13 protein-coding genes and 1 pseudogene are annotated in these 16,657 nt (G+C 70.6%); 8 read left to right on the top strand and 6 right to left on the bottom strand.

Annotated features, from left to right (window positions below):
* Positions 1-72: 72 nt before the first annotated feature.
* Positions 73-459 (bottom strand): hypothetical protein, encoded by a 387-nt coding sequence (locus WME95_RS47210; protein ID WP_437905732.1) that lies wholly within the window; start codon positions 457-459, stop codon positions 73-75.
* Between the two features lie 198 nt (positions 460-657).
* Positions 658-927, bottom strand: a pseudogene (locus tag WME95_RS47205) (hypothetical protein); the annotation flags it as partial.
* Positions 928-1,499: 572 nt separating this feature from the next.
* Here WME95_RS47205 and WME95_RS47200 point away from each other — a divergent pair.
* From WME95_RS47200 to WME95_RS47190, 3 genes are all read left to right on the top strand, one after another.
* Positions 1,500-1,691: a hypothetical protein gene (locus WME95_RS47200; RefSeq protein WP_437905731.1), complete on the top strand. Its 192-nt coding sequence runs from the start codon at positions 1,500-1,502 to the stop codon at positions 1,689-1,691.
* Positions 1,688-2,107, top strand: coding sequence for a type II toxin-antitoxin system VapC family toxin (locus WME95_RS47195; protein ID WP_437905730.1), 420 nt, complete (start codon positions 1,688-1,690; stop codon positions 2,105-2,107). The genes WME95_RS47200 and WME95_RS47195 overlap by 4 nt, the downstream gene beginning before the upstream one ends.
* A gap of 653 nt (positions 2,108-2,760) precedes the next feature.
* A complete protein-coding gene (locus WME95_RS47190) occupies positions 2,761-5,136 on the top strand; it encodes a hypothetical protein (RefSeq protein ID WP_437905729.1) in 2,376 nt (791 codons plus the stop codon).
* A 6-nt stretch (positions 5,137-5,142) separates the two neighbouring features.
* Here the strand turns inward: WME95_RS47190 and WME95_RS47185 are convergent, their stop codons facing one another.
* Positions 5,143-5,724 carry a hypothetical protein gene (locus WME95_RS47185; RefSeq protein ID WP_437547506.1) on the bottom strand — a complete coding sequence of 194 codons (582 nt, stop codon included), beginning with the start codon at positions 5,722-5,724 and terminating at the stop codon, positions 5,143-5,145.
* A 39-nt stretch (positions 5,725-5,763) separates the two neighbouring features.
* On the bottom strand, positions 5,764-6,642 hold the full coding sequence (locus WME95_RS47180; protein WP_437905728.1) for a hypothetical protein: 879 nt from the start codon (positions 6,640-6,642) through the stop codon (positions 5,764-5,766).
* 92 nt (positions 6,643-6,734) lie between these two features.
* On the opposite strand from WME95_RS47180, the gene WME95_RS47175 reads away from it, so the two are divergent.
* From WME95_RS47175 to WME95_RS47160, 4 genes are all read left to right on the top strand, one after another.
* Entirely contained in the window at positions 6,735-8,600 is a 1,866-nt protein-coding gene (locus WME95_RS47175; RefSeq protein ID WP_437905727.1) for a bifunctional homocysteine S-methyltransferase/methylenetetrahydrofolate reductase, read from the top strand.
* Positions 8,601-8,633: 33 nt separating this feature from the next.
* Positions 8,634-11,339: a M1 family aminopeptidase gene (locus WME95_RS47170; protein ID WP_437905726.1), complete on the top strand. Its 2,706-nt coding sequence runs from the start codon at positions 8,634-8,636 to the stop codon at positions 11,337-11,339.
* 44 nt (positions 11,340-11,383) lie between these two features.
* On the top strand, positions 11,384-12,172 hold the full coding sequence (locus tag WME95_RS47165) for an enoyl-CoA hydratase-related protein (protein WP_012241241.1): 789 nt from the start codon (positions 11,384-11,386) through the stop codon (positions 12,170-12,172).
* 114 nt (positions 12,173-12,286) lie between these two features.
* Positions 12,287-13,186 (top strand): DUF4351 domain-containing protein, encoded by a 900-nt coding sequence (locus WME95_RS47160; RefSeq protein ID WP_437905725.1) that lies wholly within the window; start codon positions 12,287-12,289, stop codon positions 13,184-13,186.
* A 198-nt stretch (positions 13,187-13,384) separates the two neighbouring features.
* Here WME95_RS47160 and WME95_RS47155 read toward each other — a convergent pair whose 3' ends face one another.
* On the bottom strand, positions 13,385-14,533 hold the full coding sequence (locus tag WME95_RS47155) for an FAD:protein FMN transferase (protein WP_437905724.1): 1,149 nt from the start codon (positions 14,531-14,533) through the stop codon (positions 13,385-13,387).
* 164 nt (positions 14,534-14,697) lie between these two features.
* Between WME95_RS47155 and WME95_RS47150 the strand changes: the two genes are divergently transcribed.
* Positions 14,698-15,885 (top strand): amidohydrolase, encoded by a 1,188-nt coding sequence (locus WME95_RS47150; protein WP_437547500.1) that lies wholly within the window; start codon positions 14,698-14,700, stop codon positions 15,883-15,885.
* A 34-nt stretch (positions 15,886-15,919) separates the two neighbouring features.
* On the opposite strand, the gene WME95_RS47145 is transcribed toward WME95_RS47150, so the two are convergent.
* Complete coding sequence (locus tag WME95_RS47145) at positions 15,920-16,504, bottom strand: hypothetical protein (RefSeq protein ID WP_437905723.1); 585 nt, start codon at positions 16,502-16,504, stop codon at positions 15,920-15,922.
* Positions 16,505-16,657: the final 153 nt, after the last annotated feature.

The following is a 16,657-nucleotide window of genomic DNA, read 5'->3' as shown; positions in this document are numbered from 1 at the left end:
GACTACAGACGTGGACAACATCCGTGTCCTGCGGCTTGGACGTCTATGACGTGGGGGCAGGCGGTCAGCCCATCACCACGGGGGCGGATAGATGTGAGTACGGTCGCAAGCCTCGAGGCAGTTGCTGTAGTTATCGTGACACCAGCTGATGCAATCCGCGCGGCCCGGCCCTGGATCCATATCTTCGCGGCAGCCGCGGTTGCATTCGTAGAGATGCCCACCGCAGGCGGAGAGGCAGCAGGTGTGGGAGCCCCCGCAGCCCGTCGAAGGCGGGGGGGACAGAGGCAGCGCGGCGACTTCGAGCTCCGACGCGTCCTGCCCCTCGAGGTCGGACGGGGCATCCTGCCCCTCGAGGTCGGACGGGGCGTCGGCCACACAGGCCGCGAGCGAGAAGGCGACGGCGCACGCGCCGAGCGCGGAGACGATGGGGCGAAGAATGGAATGATGCCGATGGCTCATGATATGGCCTCCTGGGAGATGACGATCATCCGGCGTGCGCCTGCGCTGTGACCTGCTTCGCGCCGGTCGCCGTCGCCTCAAGCAAGGCGCGCGCCGGCTGCCATGGCGTAGATTCGAAGCCCTTCGTGCGAGGACGACTGGTCGACGCGGCGCAGGTTGGGCTGTCACGACGCAAATTGCGCCGGTTCTGCGCAACGTCTACGAAGGCGCCCCGCGGCGCGACGTGCCCGACCGCGGGGCGCCGCGCGCCGTCACCATCGAATGCCGGTGCCGCACGCGGTGAGCGCGTTCACCGTCGTTCCAAGCGGCACGCTGTCGTTCGGCTGACGGAACGATGCCCCATCGATCAGGGTCGGCGGCCCTCGACGCGGATGTAATCATAATTACTGGCGATGATCCGAGCAGCGTGTCGTTGGCCTCCATCCCGTAGATCAGGTCCTGCCCGGCGGACCCGTCGAGATAATCGGCGAGGCCAGTACCGACGGGCGGGGTGCCACCTAAGGGATCCCCTTAGGGGCTCTACTGGTATGACTGCATTCCCACCCTGCGCGAGGACTGGCTTCGGCCCCTCATGATTGCCTTCGACCGCATCGCCCGGGGGCACGCCGTCTTCTCTCGGCTTGTCAGCCGAACGGGACCGAAGAGTCCACTTCCTTCAGGTCCGGCTCCACACCGCCCGGCGATCCGCTGGTTCAAGCGAAACTCTGACCCACTCCGGCGTATCAAGGGCGTGTCCGGAGTGGTCAACCGATCCTGCAGATCGGGGTCGGACGGATCCACGAGCACGCGAACCGCTTCCTCGACCCGCTCGAGGAGGCGCTCCAGGAGCGCGGCTGGGAGAGCCTCTGCTCTCCGGTACTGACGGGTTGTGGCGGCAGGGTGCCGCTTTCAGGTGCTGTGACCGAGCCAGCGATGGTGAGGGGGATCCTCGCGCGGCTTGGCCTCCCGCTGGAAGCTCCGGAATGCCGAGCGGGCAATCCTATGGAAGGGCTTGAAGCCAGCGCGCTGGAGGGCCGAGGATGTTCACGCTAGCCTGAAGCATGAACATGATGCGGCACAAGCACCTCAAGCTGGATCAGTCCAAGATTGATCGAGCCAAAAAGCTCCTCGGTGCGAAGACGGAGCAGGAGACGATCGAGCGGGCGCTCGATCTCGTCCTCGGCGAGGAGCCGATCCTGAAGGTCCACCGGCGCGTCAAGGCGGTCGGCGGCTTCGACGATACGCTTCGATGATCCTCCGGAAGGTCCTCCTCGATACGAACCTGTACATCGGCTGGCTGAACCGGGGGATCCACGAGGACCTGATGATAGGGCCGGGACTCGTCCGGTATCTCTCCGCCGTCGTGCAGATGGAGCTCCGCGCCGGCGCCACGACCCTCCCGGCGCGGCGGGCCGTCGATCATCTCTGCCGCGCGTACAGGGGCGTCGGGCGGATCGTCGCCCCGGACGCCGAGGTCTTCGACCATGCCGGACGAACGTTGCGGCGGCTCCGCGAGGCGGGGCGTGAGGTGCACCGAGCCTCGCTGGTCAATGACGTGTTGATCGCGCTCTCGGCACGTTCTCTCGGCGCCACCGTCCTGACAGCCGACGAGGACTACGATGCGATTCGAGCCGTCCTCGACTTCAAGCTGGAGCGGGTCGTAGCCTGAGCGCGCCTCGGCGGCGCTGCCCGCTGAGCTCCTCACCCGCACCGTCCCGCTCGGGATGTCGTTATCCGTCCTGTCGACATGTCGCATTCCGTGCGGCGGCGGCCTGACATCCACGCATTGAAGGATCCACCTTCACACCACATCCTATCGAGGCATCGCTCTCCCTCGACGCCATCGATGCTCGCCCTCCTTGACACGCGCGAAACCGAAGCGGACGATGAGAACGGCAAATAAGGACGGGACTGTCCTTCACGTGACCTAATCATCCGCGTGCGCTCGTGCGCTGGGGGGCTCCGCAAGGCGCTCGGCAGCAGCGAGCCGCTGTGGACCGCCTTCCAATCCAAGCTCGGGTCATTGGCTCCGGCGCCGCACACGTCGCCGGTCCGTCAGGGTTTACCACCGACAGGGAGAGCCACATGCCGCGTCATAGAACATCCATTCATGCACTCTGGTTTTGCATCACCGCCGTCACGTCGTGCAGCGCGGAGGTTGATCCAGCGAGCACGGACGGCGCCGAGGAAACTCGGCCTCACGGGCAGCAGGGGCCCGACGCCGCGTCCCTGGAGCGCCGCGCGGCGTTCATCGCGACAGTTCAGAGACAGGCGTCTTCTGCGTACAATGTAAGCCATAACACAGCGGGCGCGCGCGCCGGGGTGAGCGCTCTGAATCCGGCGCACGGCCTCGTCTCCGAGTTCACGTCGGCCGGCGTCGCCGTGACCCGCGAGGGCTCGGTGAGCGCGGGGCGAATCACGATGAAGCTCGCGCGTTATGGCTGCGAGGGGGCGCTCGTCCCCCTGGACGTCGCGGCCGAGCCGCGCGGATCAGACAACCGCGTCGAGCTCAGGCACCTAGCCCCGTCCGCGGGCCTGAGCGTCACGGAGTGGTACCTGAACGGCCCCCTCGGGCTGGAGCAGGGCTTCTCCCTGGATTCGCCGCCTCCATGCCGTCGCGACGGCGAAGGCAAGGTGGAGCTCGAGATCGCGCTCGGGGGCGATCTCTCGCCGGAGCTATCGGAGGACGGCCAGTCGGTGGAGCTCTTGGACGAGGCCGGCGCGGCCGTGCTGCGGTATGCCGATCTCGTCGTTCAGGACGCGCGCGGGAGCGTGCTTCCGGCGGAGATCAAGCTGAGCGACGCGAGCCTCTCGATCGTGGTGGACGACACCGGCGCGGCCTATCCGCTCGAGGTCGACCCGCTCATCGCCACCGAGCAACACGTGCTCTACGCCAGCAACGCTGCGAGCGACGACGCTTTCGGGTGGTCCGTGGCCATCTCGGGGAACACCGCGGTGGTCGGCAGCCTGGACGCCGAAGCAGCTTACGTGTTCGTGCGCAGCGGCGCGTCGTGGACCCAGGCGGCCGTGCTCGCGCCCAGCGATGGTCTGCCGGGCGATCGCTTCGGCGCGTCCGTCGCCATCGACGGGGATACGATCGTCGTCGGGACCTTCTCTTACCCGGCGAATCACGGCGCTGCGTACGTGTTCGCGCGCAGCGGCGACGTGTGGCACGAGCAGCAAAAGCTCGTCGCGCAGGACAACCCGCGCCGCGACAACTGGTTCGGATATGCCGTCGCCGTATCAGGCAGCACGATCATGGTCGGGGCGCCCTACGATAGCGGCCCGACGGTTGATGGCCCCGGCGCTGCATACATCTTCGCCCGGAGCGGGGCCGCGTGGGCGCAGCAGGCCAAGCTCGTCCCCAGCACCGACACCTTCGACCAAGGCTCGACCGTCGCCCTGGACGGCGACACCGCGGCCATGGGGGGAGAATGCGATGATGGGGTTGACTTCAATTCGGGCTGGGATCGTCCGTGCCAGGTTCACGTATTTGCCCGTGCCGGCAACACCTGGTCCGAACAAGCCATTCTTTACCCGCCGATCGGAGCGACACCGCACTACAGGTTCGGCGCCTCGCTCTCGTTGAGCGCGGAGACGCTGGCGATCGGCACCACCGTCTACGATGAGCGCGGCCCCGACAGGACGGCCGCCGTGGTCTTCGCGCGCAGCGAGGGCGCGTGGACCCAGCAGGCCATGCTCTACCGCAACGACGTCGACACGCCGGACTATGGCGGCTGGGGTCGCAGCGCCAGCGTCGCCGTGTCCGGGGACAGGTTGATCCTCGGCGGAAGCCACGACGGCGGGCTGGGACCGAGGATCTTCGCCAGGACCGGCGGCGTATGGACGCCGCAGAGCAAGGTCGAGAGCTCCACGTGGAACACGTGGGATGTTCGTGTAGCGCTCTCGGGAGACACGCTGATCGCCGGCACATGGGCCGATGGAGTTCGCGGCGAGGGCGCAGGCGCCGCTCACGTCTTCCAGGTGAAAGAGGTTCTGCCGGCTCACCTCGTGGGAGCCCGCGCTTTCGTCGAGCGTGCCGCCGACAAGCCGTTCGTGCTCGACAGCGCCGACACCAACAGGTTCGGGACGCCGAGCAGCATCGATTGGGTGAGCTTCACCGGGACCACGCAGGGCGCAACGCTGTTCACCCTGTCCCTCTTGCATGAGGATCCCACGCTGACGACCTCGATCCTCCGCGGCTGGTGGGGCTCCACGAGCCCGACCTCCACGAGCCTGTACGGTCAGGTCGTGGCTGGGAACCACTTCAAGCGGATCTCGAAGATCGGCGACATTCTGCCTGGCGATCTGCTGGTCATCAACTACACGGACGGCGGCTCGGGACACACGGCGATCGTCGACGCGTCCCCGACCGCCATCGCGCCGGCCGAGCCCGTCGTCTCCGGCACGACCCAGTATTCGCTCCGGGTCATCGACTCGACGAGCACCGCCCACGGGTGCGCCACGGACCCGAGCACGGGCGACACGCGATGGGTGCCGGCCGATCCCACCAAGCCGTGCCGCGGCGGGAGCACGGACGGGGGGGCGGGCAGGGGCACCATGCGTCTTTATGCAGTCTCCCAGGGCCGGGCGAACGCCGGGGACCTCACCGGGTACAGCTGGAGCCTCACGTCGGGCTCCGCGTACTTCCCGCAGACCGGCGCGCGGCCCCACGTGATCGGCCGCCTCGTCCGCTGACCTCGCTCACCGCCCCCGCTCGTAGTCGAGCGCGGCCTTCTCCACGACGTCCCAGTCCCGCGCGGCCCGCTCGGCCTCGGCCACGAGGTCCGCGGTGAACAGCGTGAGCCCCCAGATGCCGTTGTCTCGCCGCCGGAACGGGTACCGCGTGCCGCGCGCCGTCTCGACCGTGGCCCGCTCGCCCGTCACCTCCACCTTCCCGATGCCGGACAGGTCGCGCCGGAGGCGCGCGATGAAGCCCTGCTTCGTGGCCATGTCGACCCACACGTCCGCCCCGTCCTCGGCCATCGCGTGCGCGCGGTACTGCTCCAGCAGGCGCGCGCGCTCCGGCTCCGGGTAGCTCGCCTCGATCCGCTCGCTCGCCTTCCGCCGGTAGTCGCGGATGGTGTACGCCGCGTGCTGCGCCCGGTCCTCGAGGTACGAGAAGCACGCGCGCGGATCGCTGACGCCGATGCTGTACGCGATGCGGAGATAGGCGCCCTCGGGCGTCGTGTCCGGCGGGAACTGGTTGAGCTTGAGCCAGACGAGCACGAGGGCCAGCACGCCGACGGCGGCGGCGCCCCAGGCGATGGCACGGCGACGGGTCATGTCCGGCTCATCTCTCGCTCTCTCGAACCGCCCGGCACACTAGTCGAGGTGCCCGCCGAACTGCAGATAGAGCGACGTCACCCGCCCCCGGTCGAACGCGGGCCCGAGCGGCCTGTCCAGCGCGAGGAGCAGGCCGGCCCGCATGAAGAAGGTCTTCTGGCTGTCGTACACGAAATACGGCAGCAGCGAGACCTGCCCCTGATCGTCGTAGACCGACGACGGCACCCACACCGTCTGGAGCGCCACGCCGCCGCCGAAGCCGGAGCGGCTCTGGAGCTCGGGCTCGACCTTCGCCTGGAACACCGCCTCGAGATCGTCGGAGTCGTCGATGAACCCGCGCCGGACGCCGTCCCCCACCGGGATGAAGAACGTGAGGTCGCCGCCCGCCCGGAGCACGAAGGACCTCCCGAAGCGGTACTCGATGCCGCCCAGGCCGCCCACCGGGAGCGCGTTCGCCGCCCAGAGGTGCAGATCGTAATAGGCCATCGCCGACGCGCTGAAGCCCCTGGCCACGTGCCAGTCGTAGCCGTCGACCGCGCCGAGCGGCAGCCCGGCGCGGCCGCCCGCGTACCACGTGAGCTTGCGGGCAATGTCCGAGTAGTAGAGCGTGAACGTCGGGTTGCCGAGCGCGGCGCGCGACTGGCGGTCCAGATCCTCGAAGTCCCCCGGACCGTCGAACGAGAGCGCCAGCGGGAACTTCAGGTTGATGAACAGATCCGGCGACGGCTCGAACTGCACGAACGGGACGGCGGCGAGCGAGGTTCCGAAATCACGGGCGCTCCACAGGTAGAGATCCACGCCTGCGTCCGAGCGGTGCACCGGCGGATGCCAGGCGCGCGCCTCGGAAGGGGCGGCGAGGAGCGGAGCAGCGGCGGAGACCGCCAGGGCGAATGCTTGAAGCCATCGGGGCGTGCTCATCTCGAGAACTGCCCTACCGAGATCCGCGCCGCGCCGTCAACCGCGTCGAGCCCCCCTTCCTGAGAAGCCGGAGCGCCCCTACGATGCGCCCCATGTCCCGCACGAGACCAGAGGCCCCATTCCTCGACGCGCTCCGGCGTTCGATCCTCGTGTTCGACGGCGCGATGGGCTCGCTGCTCTACGAGCGCGGGGTGTTCGTCACCCAGAACTTCGAGCAGCTGAACGTCGCGCGCCCTGATCTCGTGAAGAAGATCCACGCCGAGTACGTCGCGGCGGGCGCGAACGTCATCGAGACGAACACCTTCGGCGCGAACAGGTTCCGGCTCGAGCGGTACGGGCTCGTCAACGAGGTCCGCAACTTCAACCTCGCGGGCGCGCGCCTCGCGCGCGAGATCGCGGGCGGCGACGCGTACGTCGCCGGCTCGATCGGCCCGACGGGGCTCGTGCCCGGCGTCGCCACGCGCGACGACCTCGCCGCCGCGTCCGCCACGTTCGCCGAGCAGGCCGGCGCGCTCGCCGAGGGCGGCGCCGACCTCCTGATCCTTGAAACATTTCGCCATCTTGACGAGATCAAGCTCGCCATCGACGCGGCGCGGGCGGCCGCGCCGGGGCTCCCGGTCCTCGCGTCGATGACGTTCGACACGAGCGGCGTCGCGGCGGACGGCAGCGAGCCGGAGCGCGTCGCGCGGACGCTGCGGGACTGGGGGGTCGAGCTGCTCGGCGTCAACTGCGGCGACGGCCCGCAGCTGTCGCTCGCCATGGCGGAGCGGATGGCGACCGCGGGGCTCCCGCTCTGCGTGCAGCCGAACGCCGGCCTGCCCCGCACGGTCGACGGCCGCCAGCTCTACATGGCCACGCCCGAGTACTTCGACGTCTTCGCCCGCCGCATGATCCAGGCCGGCGCGGCGATGATCGGCGGGTGCTGCGGGACCACGCCGGAGCACGTCCGGTGGATGGCCAAGTCGGCCCGCATGCTCCGGGGCGGCGCCGCGCCCGAGGCCGCCGCGCGCCCGCACATCACGATGGACGCGCCCACGGGGCTCGAGCCCACGCCGCTCGGCGAGCGGAGCCCCCTCGCGGCGAAGATCGCCGCCGGCAAGTTCGTGGTCTCCGTCGAGGTGAACCCGGCGCCAGGCCTGAACCCCGAGAGCGCGCTGAGCGCCGCGAAGATGCTCATCGACAGCGGCGTCGACGTCGTGAACGTCGCCGACGGCCCGCGCGCCACGGCGCGGATGACGAACCTCGCCTTCTGCTCGCTCCTGGTCCAGCGCTACGGCATCGAGCCGATCCTGCACGTCTGCGGCCGCGACCGGAACCTCATCGGCCAGATGGCGCACCTGCTCGGCGCCCACGCGATCGGCATCAAGAACCTCGTCATCATCACGGGCGATCCGCCGAAGATCGGCGACTACCCGGAGGCGACCGCCGTCTACGACCTCGACTCCATCGGGCTGCTCAACATGGCGAGCACGATGAACCGCGGCCTCGACCCGGCCGGCAAGCCGATCCCGGGCGGCAAGACGTCGTTCCTGCTCGCCACGGGGCTCGAGCCCGGCGCCCAGGACCTCGACAAGGAGATCGCGCGTCTGGAACGGAAGCGCGCGGCGGGCGCCGACATCATCATGACCCAGCCGATCTTCCACCAGGATCTGCTCGAGAAGGTGCTGCGGCGCATCGAGCACCTGGGCATGCCGGTGCTCGTCGGCGTGCTGCCGCTGGTCAGCCACAAGAACGCCGAGTTCCTCCACAACGAGGTGCCCGGCATGCAGATCCCGGAGGAGATCCGCGAGCGCATGCGCAAGGTCCCGGCCGGCCCCGAGGCGCGCAAGGAGGGGGTGAAGATCGCCCGCGAGATGCTCTTCTCGGTGCGCGACCGGGTGCAGGGGGCCTACCTGATGCCGCCCCTCGGCAAGTACGAGCTGGCGCTCGAGGTGCTCGACGGCCTCAAGACGGGCTGATCCGCCCGGCGGCCCGCCCCCGCGCACGAGTTCTTGCTTGCAGCGCCGGGCGCCGCGCGGGGAAACTTCGCGGAGATGTCCATCGAGTACCGGCTCCACTCGCGCTGCGCCTGCGGCTCCGTGCTGTCGTCGTCCGAGTTCGCCGCCGCGTCGCGGCCCTTCACGCTGGCCGGGACGAGGCGCGTCTACGAGCGCTCGCGCCCCTTCACGATCCGGCACATCGCCCTCGATCTCGCCCTCGACGTCGAGGCGCGCTCGATCCGCGGCACGGCGCGGCTCGACGCGGTCCGCGTCGACCCCGGCGCGCGCGAGATCGCGCTCGACGCCATCGGCTTCGACCTCGAGGCGGTCGAGATCAGCGCCGGGGCCGGGCGCGCCGCGAAGCCCAAGCGCGGCGCGGGCAAGGCGGCGAGCGGCGCGTTCCAGCCGGCCGAGCACACGTACGACGGCGAGACGCTCCGCGTCGCCGTGCCGCTCGACGAGGCCGAGGTGTCGATCCTGGTCCGGTACCGGGCGACGCCGCGGCGGGGGATCTACTTCCTCCAGCCGGACGAGCACGTCCCCGACCGCCCGCGCCAGGTCTGGACGCAGTGTCAGGACGAGGACGCGCGCCACATCTTCCCGTGCATCGACAAGCCCCATATCAAGCAGACGACCGAGCTCCGCGCGCAGGTGCCGCCGGGCTGGTACTGCCTGTCGAACGGCGAGCTCGAGGGCGACGCGAGATCGCAGAAGGAGGGCGTCTATCACTACCGGCTGGACGAGCCTCACCCGAGCTACCTGTTCACGCTCGTGGCGGGCGAGTTCGCCCGCATCGACGGCGCGGCGCTCGACGTCCCGCTCGCGTACTTCGTGCCGAAGGGGCGCGAGGAGGACGGCCGCCGCACGTTCGCGCGCACGCCGGACATGATCCGCCACTTCAGCGAGAAGCTCGGCGTCAAATATCCCTTCCGCCGCTACGCGCAGGTGGTGGTGAGCGACTTCATCTTCGGAGGGATGGAGAACACGACCGCCACCACGATGTACGAGCACATCCTGCTCGACGAGCGGGCGGCGCTCGACATCTCGTCGGACGATCTCATCGCCCACGAGCTCGCGCACCAGTGGTTCGGCGATCTGGTGACCTGCCGCGACTGGTCGCACGGCTGGCTCAACGAGGGATTCGCGACGTTCATGGAGCACGTCTATCGGGAGCACCACCTCGGCGCCGACGAGTACGATCACGGCCTGAAGGCCGATCTCGACTCGTACCTTGGCGAGGCGCGCGGGCGTTACCGGCGGCCCATCGTCTGTCAGGACTACGAAGCGCCGCTCGACATCTTCGATCGACACCTCTACGAGAAGGGCGGGCTCGTGCTCCACCTGCTCCGCCGGGAGCTCGGAGACGAGCTCTTCTGGCGCGGGGTGAGCACCTACCTGACGCGCCACGCGCGCGGGGTCGTGGAGACACGGGATCTCGCCCGCGCGCTCGAGGACGTGAGCGGCAAATCGCTGGAGCGCTTCTTCGAGCAGTGGGTCTTCCGCGCCGGGCACCCCGAGCTCGACGTGAAGATCGAGATCGAGGGCGACCAGTGCACCGTGACGGTGAAGCAGGCGCAGGCGGCCGGGCAGCCCAGCCGGGAGCACGCGCTCCAGCCGGACGCCTCGACGCCGCCCGTCTTCGCGTTCGACCTGGTGCTCGATTTCGGCTTCACGGAGGGCAAGGGCTCGATGACGCGGCGCGAGGTGCGGCGCGTGGATCAGGCGGCGCACACCTTCGTCATCCCGCTCCCGCGGCGGCCTCGCCTCGTGGTGGTGGATCCGGACCTCAGGATCCTGGGCGAGGTCCGGGTGGACGCGCCCGGCGATCTCCTGCGGGCGCAGCTCGCCCACGCGCCCACGGCGCGCGGCCGCATGCTCGCCGCGAAGCCGCTCTCTCGGCGCGACGACCCGCCGACGGCGCGGGCGCTCGGGCAGTCGCTCTCGGACGCGAGCGAGTTCTGGGGGGTGCGCGCCGCCGCCGCGGCCGCGCTCGGCGCGCTCCAGTCGAGCGCGGCGTTCGCGCTGCTCGAGGGCAGCGCGGGCGTGGAGCACCCGAAGGTGCGCCGGGCGGTCGCGAGCGCGCTCGGCAGCTTCCGCTCGGCCAAGGCGGCGGAGGTCCTCGGCAAGCTCGCCCTGCGCGACGCGAGCTACCTGGTGCAGGCCGAGGCGGCGCGCGCGCTCGGGGCCACGCGGCAGAGCTCGGGGTTCGAGACGCTGGTCGATCTGCTGGATCGCCCCTCGTGGGGCGAGGTCATCCGCTGCGGCGTGATCGACGGGCTGGCCAACCTGCGGGACGAGCGCGCCGTGCCGCACCTGACGGCCCGCACGCGCTACGGCGTCCCTACGCGGGGGCGGCGGGCGGCGATCATGGCGCTACCGAAGCTCTCCAGCGATCGGCGGACGCGCGAGCTCCTCGAGGAGCTCCTCGATCAGCCGGATCCGTACCTCCGGGTCGACGTCGCGCGCGCGCTGGGCGATCTCGGCGACGGCCGGGCGCGGGGCGCGCTCCAGCGGCAGCTCGACCGCGATCTCGACGGGCGGGTGCGGCGTCGGATCCGCGAGGTCCTGCGCGATCTCGGCGGGGCGGGCAAGCGCGAGCTGGATCGGCTGCGGGACGAGCTCGAGGCGCTGCGGCGCGACAACGCGGAGATCAGGGCGCGGCTGGGCAAGCTCGAGGTGGCGAGCACAAAGGCCAAGAAGGCGGCCGACGCCAAGTGAGCGAGCCTCTTTGCCGCTCCGCCGCGGTCGGCTAGGCAGGATCCATGTCGGAAGCCACTCCCGTGAAGCTCGACCGGCGTGGCGCGGTCGCGGTGCTCACCATCGATCGGGCGGATCGCCGCAACGCGCTCTCCCGGGACGCGCTGCTCGCGTTCGGCCGCCTCGGGCGCGAGCTCGTGGACGACCCGGAGGTGCGCGCGATCGTGATCACGGGCGCCGGTGACAAGGCGTTCTGCGCCGGCGCCGACCTCAAGGAGCGGCAGGGCATGAGCCCCGACGACGTCCGTCGCCAGGTGGGCCTGTACCGGACCGACCTCGGGGTGCTCGCGCGGAGCCCGAAGCCGGTGATCGCGGCGATCAACGGCGTCGCGTTCGGCGGGGGGCTGGAGCTGGCGCTGATCTGCGATCTCCGGGTGGCGGCGCCGCACGCCGAGCTCGCGCTGCCGGAGACGTCGCTCGGCATCATCCCGGGCGCGGGCGGCACGCAGCGGCTGCCGCGGGTCGTCGGCGAGGCGCGGGCGAAGGAGATGATCCTGCTCGGCAGGAGGCTCACCGCGCCCGAGGCGCTCGCCTGGGGTCTCGTGAACCGGGTGTCGCCCGAGGGCACGCCGGTGGTCGACGACGCGATCGCGTGGATCGAGCCGATCGCGAGCGGCGCGCCCATCGCGCAGGCCGCGGCGCTCGGGGCGATCGACGACGGCTATGACGTGCCGCTCTCGCTCGGGCTCGAGATCGAGCGGGTCCACTACGACGAGACGCTGCGCAGCGAGGATCGGCTGGAGGCGCTGCGCGCGTTCGCCGAGAAGCGGAAGCCGGTCTACAAGGGGCGGTGAGGGCGGCGAGCGGCGGTGACGGCGGGCGCTCTGCTCGCGTTGGGAGCGGCCGCGCGGCGCGCGCTGGCCCGCTGGTGAAGCTCGTGCGACCGCCTTCGTGCTAGCCTTGTCCGCATGGATCCCAAGCCGACCGGCGCCGCGCTCCTGCTCGCCCCGGCCGCCCGGGGCGGCGCGGCGGTGAGGTTCCCGCCCGCGGAGCCTCAGCGGGCGCATTTCCCCGCCGTCGATGAGCACCTCGTGGCGCCCGAGGTGACGCGCGACGAGCTGATCCGTGGGCGCAAGGTCGTCGCGGCGCCGGCGCTGGAGCCGCACGCCGAGCAGCAGGTGCGGCTGGATTTCCTGATCGCGCCGCACCTTCGGCCCGGCTACATCGGCGCGGCCGATCTCATCACCCGCGTCGCCGAGGGCTCGGATTTCGCCACCGACCTCTCCATCCGCAGGGCGGGGACCGATCCGGCGACGGGGCGCCGGTATCTGGAGGAGCTCTCGTTCGAGATCGTCAACGAGCAGTCGATGCGAGACGCGCGCGAGAAGGCCGAGGATCTCGTCGCCCGGGGCGTGCGCCGCGTCTTCGCCATCTTCGTCAAGCGCGACGAGGTCGCCGAGTGGTCGGCGGCCGAGGGGCGGTTCGTGCCGCTCGCGCCTGACGCGACGATCGAGGATCTGTGCTTGGTCCGTCCGGTCCCCGTCCGCGCGTTGCTTGACGGCGCGGCGGCTGAGCGTGAGGTCGTCCGCGCGCTGGAGCGCAAGGGCAATTCCGAGATCGAGGCCATCAAGGCCCGCGAGCGAAAGGCAGCGCTCGATGAGGGGCGGCGCGCCGGGCTCGACGAGGGGCGGCGCGCCGGGCTCGACGAGGGCCAGCGAGCCGTGCTGCTGCGCCAGCTCCGGGCGCGGTTCGGAGAGGTTCCCGAGGCGAGGCGGGAGCAGGTCTTTGCTGCGTCCGGGGAGCGGCTCGCGGAATGGGCCGAGCGGATCCTGACGGCCAGGACACTGGACGAGCTCTTCGAAGGCTGAAACGCCGCACATCGCGAGCGACTCAGCAGATGCATCGACATCTCCCTCGCTGAGAATGGCAATTGCAACATTGAATTCGCCTTGATGTTTGATGGCCGAAGCTCCTCGGAGAGCGCGCGGACGCCGCAAGCTCCCGAGAGCACGATTGGCTCACACGCAAAGCGCAACACCCGAAACCTGGCCTCAGCGCCGAGACCACTACAGCCCGTCGGTCGGCTGCCGCAGCACCTCGACCTTGCCCTCCAGCCGCTTCGACACCCATACCTTGTTGTTCCGGTCGACGATCACCGCCCCGCAGTCCTCGATCGACTCGACGAGCGCGAGCCCCTTCTCGGCGCCCAGGATGAACACCGCGTCATCGATGGCGTCCGCGGTCAGCGCGTCCTTTGCCCAGATGGTCACGCTCCGGCTCTCGGACGCAGGGAAGCCCGTCCGCGGATCGATGATGTGGTGATAGCGCCTGCCGTCCTTGATGAAGCTCCGCTCGTAGTCGCCCGCCGTGGAGAAGGCGTGGTCCTCCACCTCGATCATGGCGAAGTAGTCGTTCGCGTCCTTGCCGCGCGGGTCCCGCACCCCTGCCCTCCACGGCGACCCGTCCGGCTTCTTTCCGGCGATGTACAGGTCACCGCCGGCCTGCACGAAGAACGACGTCAGCCCCTCCCCGCGCAGCACCCGCGCCGCGGCGTCGACGGCGTAGCCCTTCGCGATCCCGCCGAGGCTCATCCGCATCCCGGGCTTCCCGAGCATCACCGTGCGCCGCGCGCGATCGATCTTGATCTGCCTGTGATCGATGAGCGCGCGCGCCCGCTCGACGTCTTCCTTGCGCGGCACGTTGTCGTCGATGTCCTCGTCGAACTTCCATAGCCCGTGCATCGCCTCGAAGGTGACGTCGAAGACCCCCTCGGAGCGCTCGCTGATCCAGAGGCTCTTCTCGATCACGGCGAGCGACTCCGGGCTCACCTCCACCGCGCCCTTCCCGGCCGCCGCGTTGACCCGCGACAGCTCGCTGTCCGGCCGCCAGGTCGTCATGAGCCCCTCGAGCCTGCGGATCTCGGCGATCGCCTTGTCCAGCCGGGCCCTGATCGCCGCCTCATCCATCGCCTCGCTCGTGTAGGCGGCGAGGAGCAGGCTCGTGCCCATCGCCCTCGCCTCGACCGCGACGCGGGCGGGCCCGGCCTGCGTCGGGGCGGCCTGGGCCGGCAGAGGCGCCGCGCTCGCGCTCGAGGCGGCCGGCCCGGCCTCCTGGCGCGCGCGTGGGCGCGCGTCGCAGGCAGCGAGCGCGAGCGCCGCCGCGAGGCAGGGGCAGAACCAGAAGAAGAGGAGCGGAGAACAGCGCGGTCCGTGCATTCGAGGGTCCTGGCTCCGTGAGAAGTCCCGAAAGCGTGGCGGCGCGGCGTGCGAAGGCGCGAGCGTGCGAGCGTCACCACCGGGCGCCGTCGGCGGAGCTCCTCCGCCAGCGCCACCATGGCCCGGGCGAGGCGCGCGGATCCAGAGTAGTATCGCTCGCCCCTATGAACCTCGACCCGAGCCGCATCCAGCGTGACATCGACGACCTCTCCCCGGACCTCCGCGAGATCGCCGCGCGCATCCACGCGAACCCCGAGCTCCGGTTCGAGGAGCACAGGGCCGCGGCCTGGCTCGCCGAGGCCGTCGAGAAGCGCGGCATCCAGGTCGAGCGGGGGCTCGCCGGCATGCCCACCTCGCTCCGCGCGCGCATCGGGCGAGGCGGGGGTCCCCACCTCGCCATCCTCGCCGAGTACGACGCGCTCCCGGAGATCGGCCACGCTTGCGGGCACAACCTGATCGCGGCGGGTGCGCTCGGCGCGTTCCTCGCGCTGGCGCGGCAGAAGGACGCCGTGGCCGGCACCATCGATCTGGTCGGGACGCCCGCCGAGGAGGGGGGAGGCGGCAAGATCAGGCTGCTCGAGGCGGGCGCCTTCGAGGGCGTCGACGCCGCGATGATGTTCCACCCGTTCGACCGCGACCTGCTCGCGCACGACACGCTGGCCAGCGCCTGGATCGAGCTCCAGTTCCGCGGCAAGCCGTCGCACGCCGCGCTCGCGCCGTGGGACGGCAATAGCGCGCTCACGGCCTGCCTCGACACCTTCCGGCTGATCGACGGCCAGCGCGTCCACTTCCGCGACGGCGTCCGGGTGCACGGGTTCATCAAGAACGGCGGTCAGGCGGTCAACATCATCCCGGAGCTCGCCGTCGCCGAGTTCTCGGTCCGCGCCCTCGACACCGAGGAGCTCGCCCGCGTGCGGGCGATCGTGGAGCGCTGCGCCCGCGGCGCGGCCATGGCGAGCGGGGCCGAGCTCACGCTCGTCGATCAGGGCGGCTACAAGAACATGGTCAACAACCGGAAGATGGCGCGCCGCTTTGGCGAGCACCTGCGCGCCCTCGGCCGCTCGCCGCTCGAGATGGACCCCGCCGTCGGCACCGGCTCGACCGACATGGGCGACGTGTCCCACGCGCTCCCCGCCATCCATCCGTGGATCGCGATCTGCGGCAAGGGAGAGACGACCTGCCACCAGCACGCGTTCGCCGCGCGCGCCGCGAGCCCCGCCGGCCAGGACTCGATGCTGATCGCCGCCAAGGCCATGGCGATGACGTGCGCGGATCTCCTGCTCGATCCCGAGCTGCGGCAGGGCGTGCGCGAGGAGTTCGCGCAGCGGAAGGCCGGGGCGAGCGCGCGCTAGTTCCCTCGGGGCTCCGCCCCGAACCCCGGCGCGTTCAGCCGTCGTCCTGAAGGGGGTTCCCGAGATCGTCCATCAGCCCGGTCCCCCCCTCGATCGGGATCGCCCGCGCGAGGGCGACCCGCTCCAGCATCACCGACAGCGCGATCCTGTCTCCGACGTCCGGCAGCCAGGTGCGGGACCCATCCCAGAGATCGAGCCGGATGTTGCTCGACGGCACGGTCCCGCTGACCGCGGCCGCGGCGCCGGCGCCCGCCTGCGCGGAGGGCACCGCCATCCGGTCGATCTGCGACCAGGCGAAGCGCCGCACGCGCGGCACGCCGAAGGTGAGCAGCTCGCGCAGCTCGATCCCTTCCGGGTGCACGACGACCCCCCGCATCTGCTCGCGCAGCACCATCGCCAGCGCGCTCACGCACAGGACGATGGCGCACACGCTGGAGGAGACGAGCCGGTGGCGATCGCCCTCGACGACGTACTGGAAGATCCGGGAGCTCGAGGGAGCGTTCTGGCCGTAGAAGATCACCGCGGAGACGCCGAGGGCGAAGGTCAGGTAAAGCAGCGCCGGGAGGCGCTCCTTCAGCGGCGGCCCGAACGCGATGCGCTTCTCGGGCCTGTACGTCATGTCAAAGCCGGGAGGTCTGGAGGGACGCGCCATAGACTCGTAGTCTACACGGCGGGGGAGCCGACGCTTGGGTCCGCCCCCTCGACCGGGCCGCCTCGGGCCGGGCCGCGCCGCGCTCCCGGCGACCCACGTTCGGGCGATGGGCTGAAACCC

This window comes from Sorangium sp. So ce327 (genome assembly GCF_051530205.1).
Lineage (GTDB): Bacteria > Myxococcota_A > Polyangia > Polyangiales > Polyangiaceae > Sorangium > Sorangium cellulosum_B.
This window is presented reverse-complemented; position numbering and strand designations above follow the sequence as displayed.

What these genes read in the sequence shown, in the direction of transcription:
- WME95_RS47210 (WP_437905732.1), bottom strand. Translation starts at nt 459, where the DNA reads ATGAGCCATCGGCATCATTCCATTCTTCGCCCCATCGTCTCCGCGCTC.
- WME95_RS47200 (WP_437905731.1), top strand. Translation starts at nt 1,500, where the DNA reads ATGAACATGATGCGGCACAAGCACCTCAAGCTGGATCAGTCCAAGATT.
- WME95_RS47195 (WP_437905730.1), top strand. Translation starts at nt 1,688, where the DNA reads ATGATCCTCCGGAAGGTCCTCCTCGATACGAACCTGTACATCGGCTGG.
- WME95_RS47185 (WP_437547506.1), bottom strand. Translation starts at nt 5,724, where the DNA reads ATGACCCGTCGCCGTGCCATCGCCTGGGGCGCCGCCGCCGTCGGCGTG.
- WME95_RS47180 (WP_437905728.1), bottom strand. Translation starts at nt 6,642, where the DNA reads ATGAGCACGCCCCGATGGCTTCAAGCATTCGCCCTGGCGGTCTCCGCC.
- WME95_RS47175 (WP_437905727.1), top strand. Translation starts at nt 6,735, where the DNA reads ATGTCCCGCACGAGACCAGAGGCCCCATTCCTCGACGCGCTCCGGCGT.
- WME95_RS47165 (WP_012241241.1), top strand. Translation starts at nt 11,384, where the DNA reads ATGTCGGAAGCCACTCCCGTGAAGCTCGACCGGCGTGGCGCGGTCGCG.
- WME95_RS47160 (WP_437905725.1), top strand. Translation starts at nt 12,287, where the DNA reads ATGGATCCCAAGCCGACCGGCGCCGCGCTCCTGCTCGCCCCGGCCGCC.
- WME95_RS47155 (WP_437905724.1), bottom strand. Translation starts at nt 14,533, where the DNA reads ATGCACGGACCGCGCTGTTCTCCGCTCCTCTTCTTCTGGTTCTGCCCC.
- WME95_RS47150 (WP_437547500.1), top strand. Translation starts at nt 14,698, where the DNA reads ATGAACCTCGACCCGAGCCGCATCCAGCGTGACATCGACGACCTCTCC.
- WME95_RS47145 (WP_437905723.1), bottom strand. Translation starts at nt 16,504, where the DNA reads ATGACGTACAGGCCCGAGAAGCGCATCGCGTTCGGGCCGCCGCTGAAG.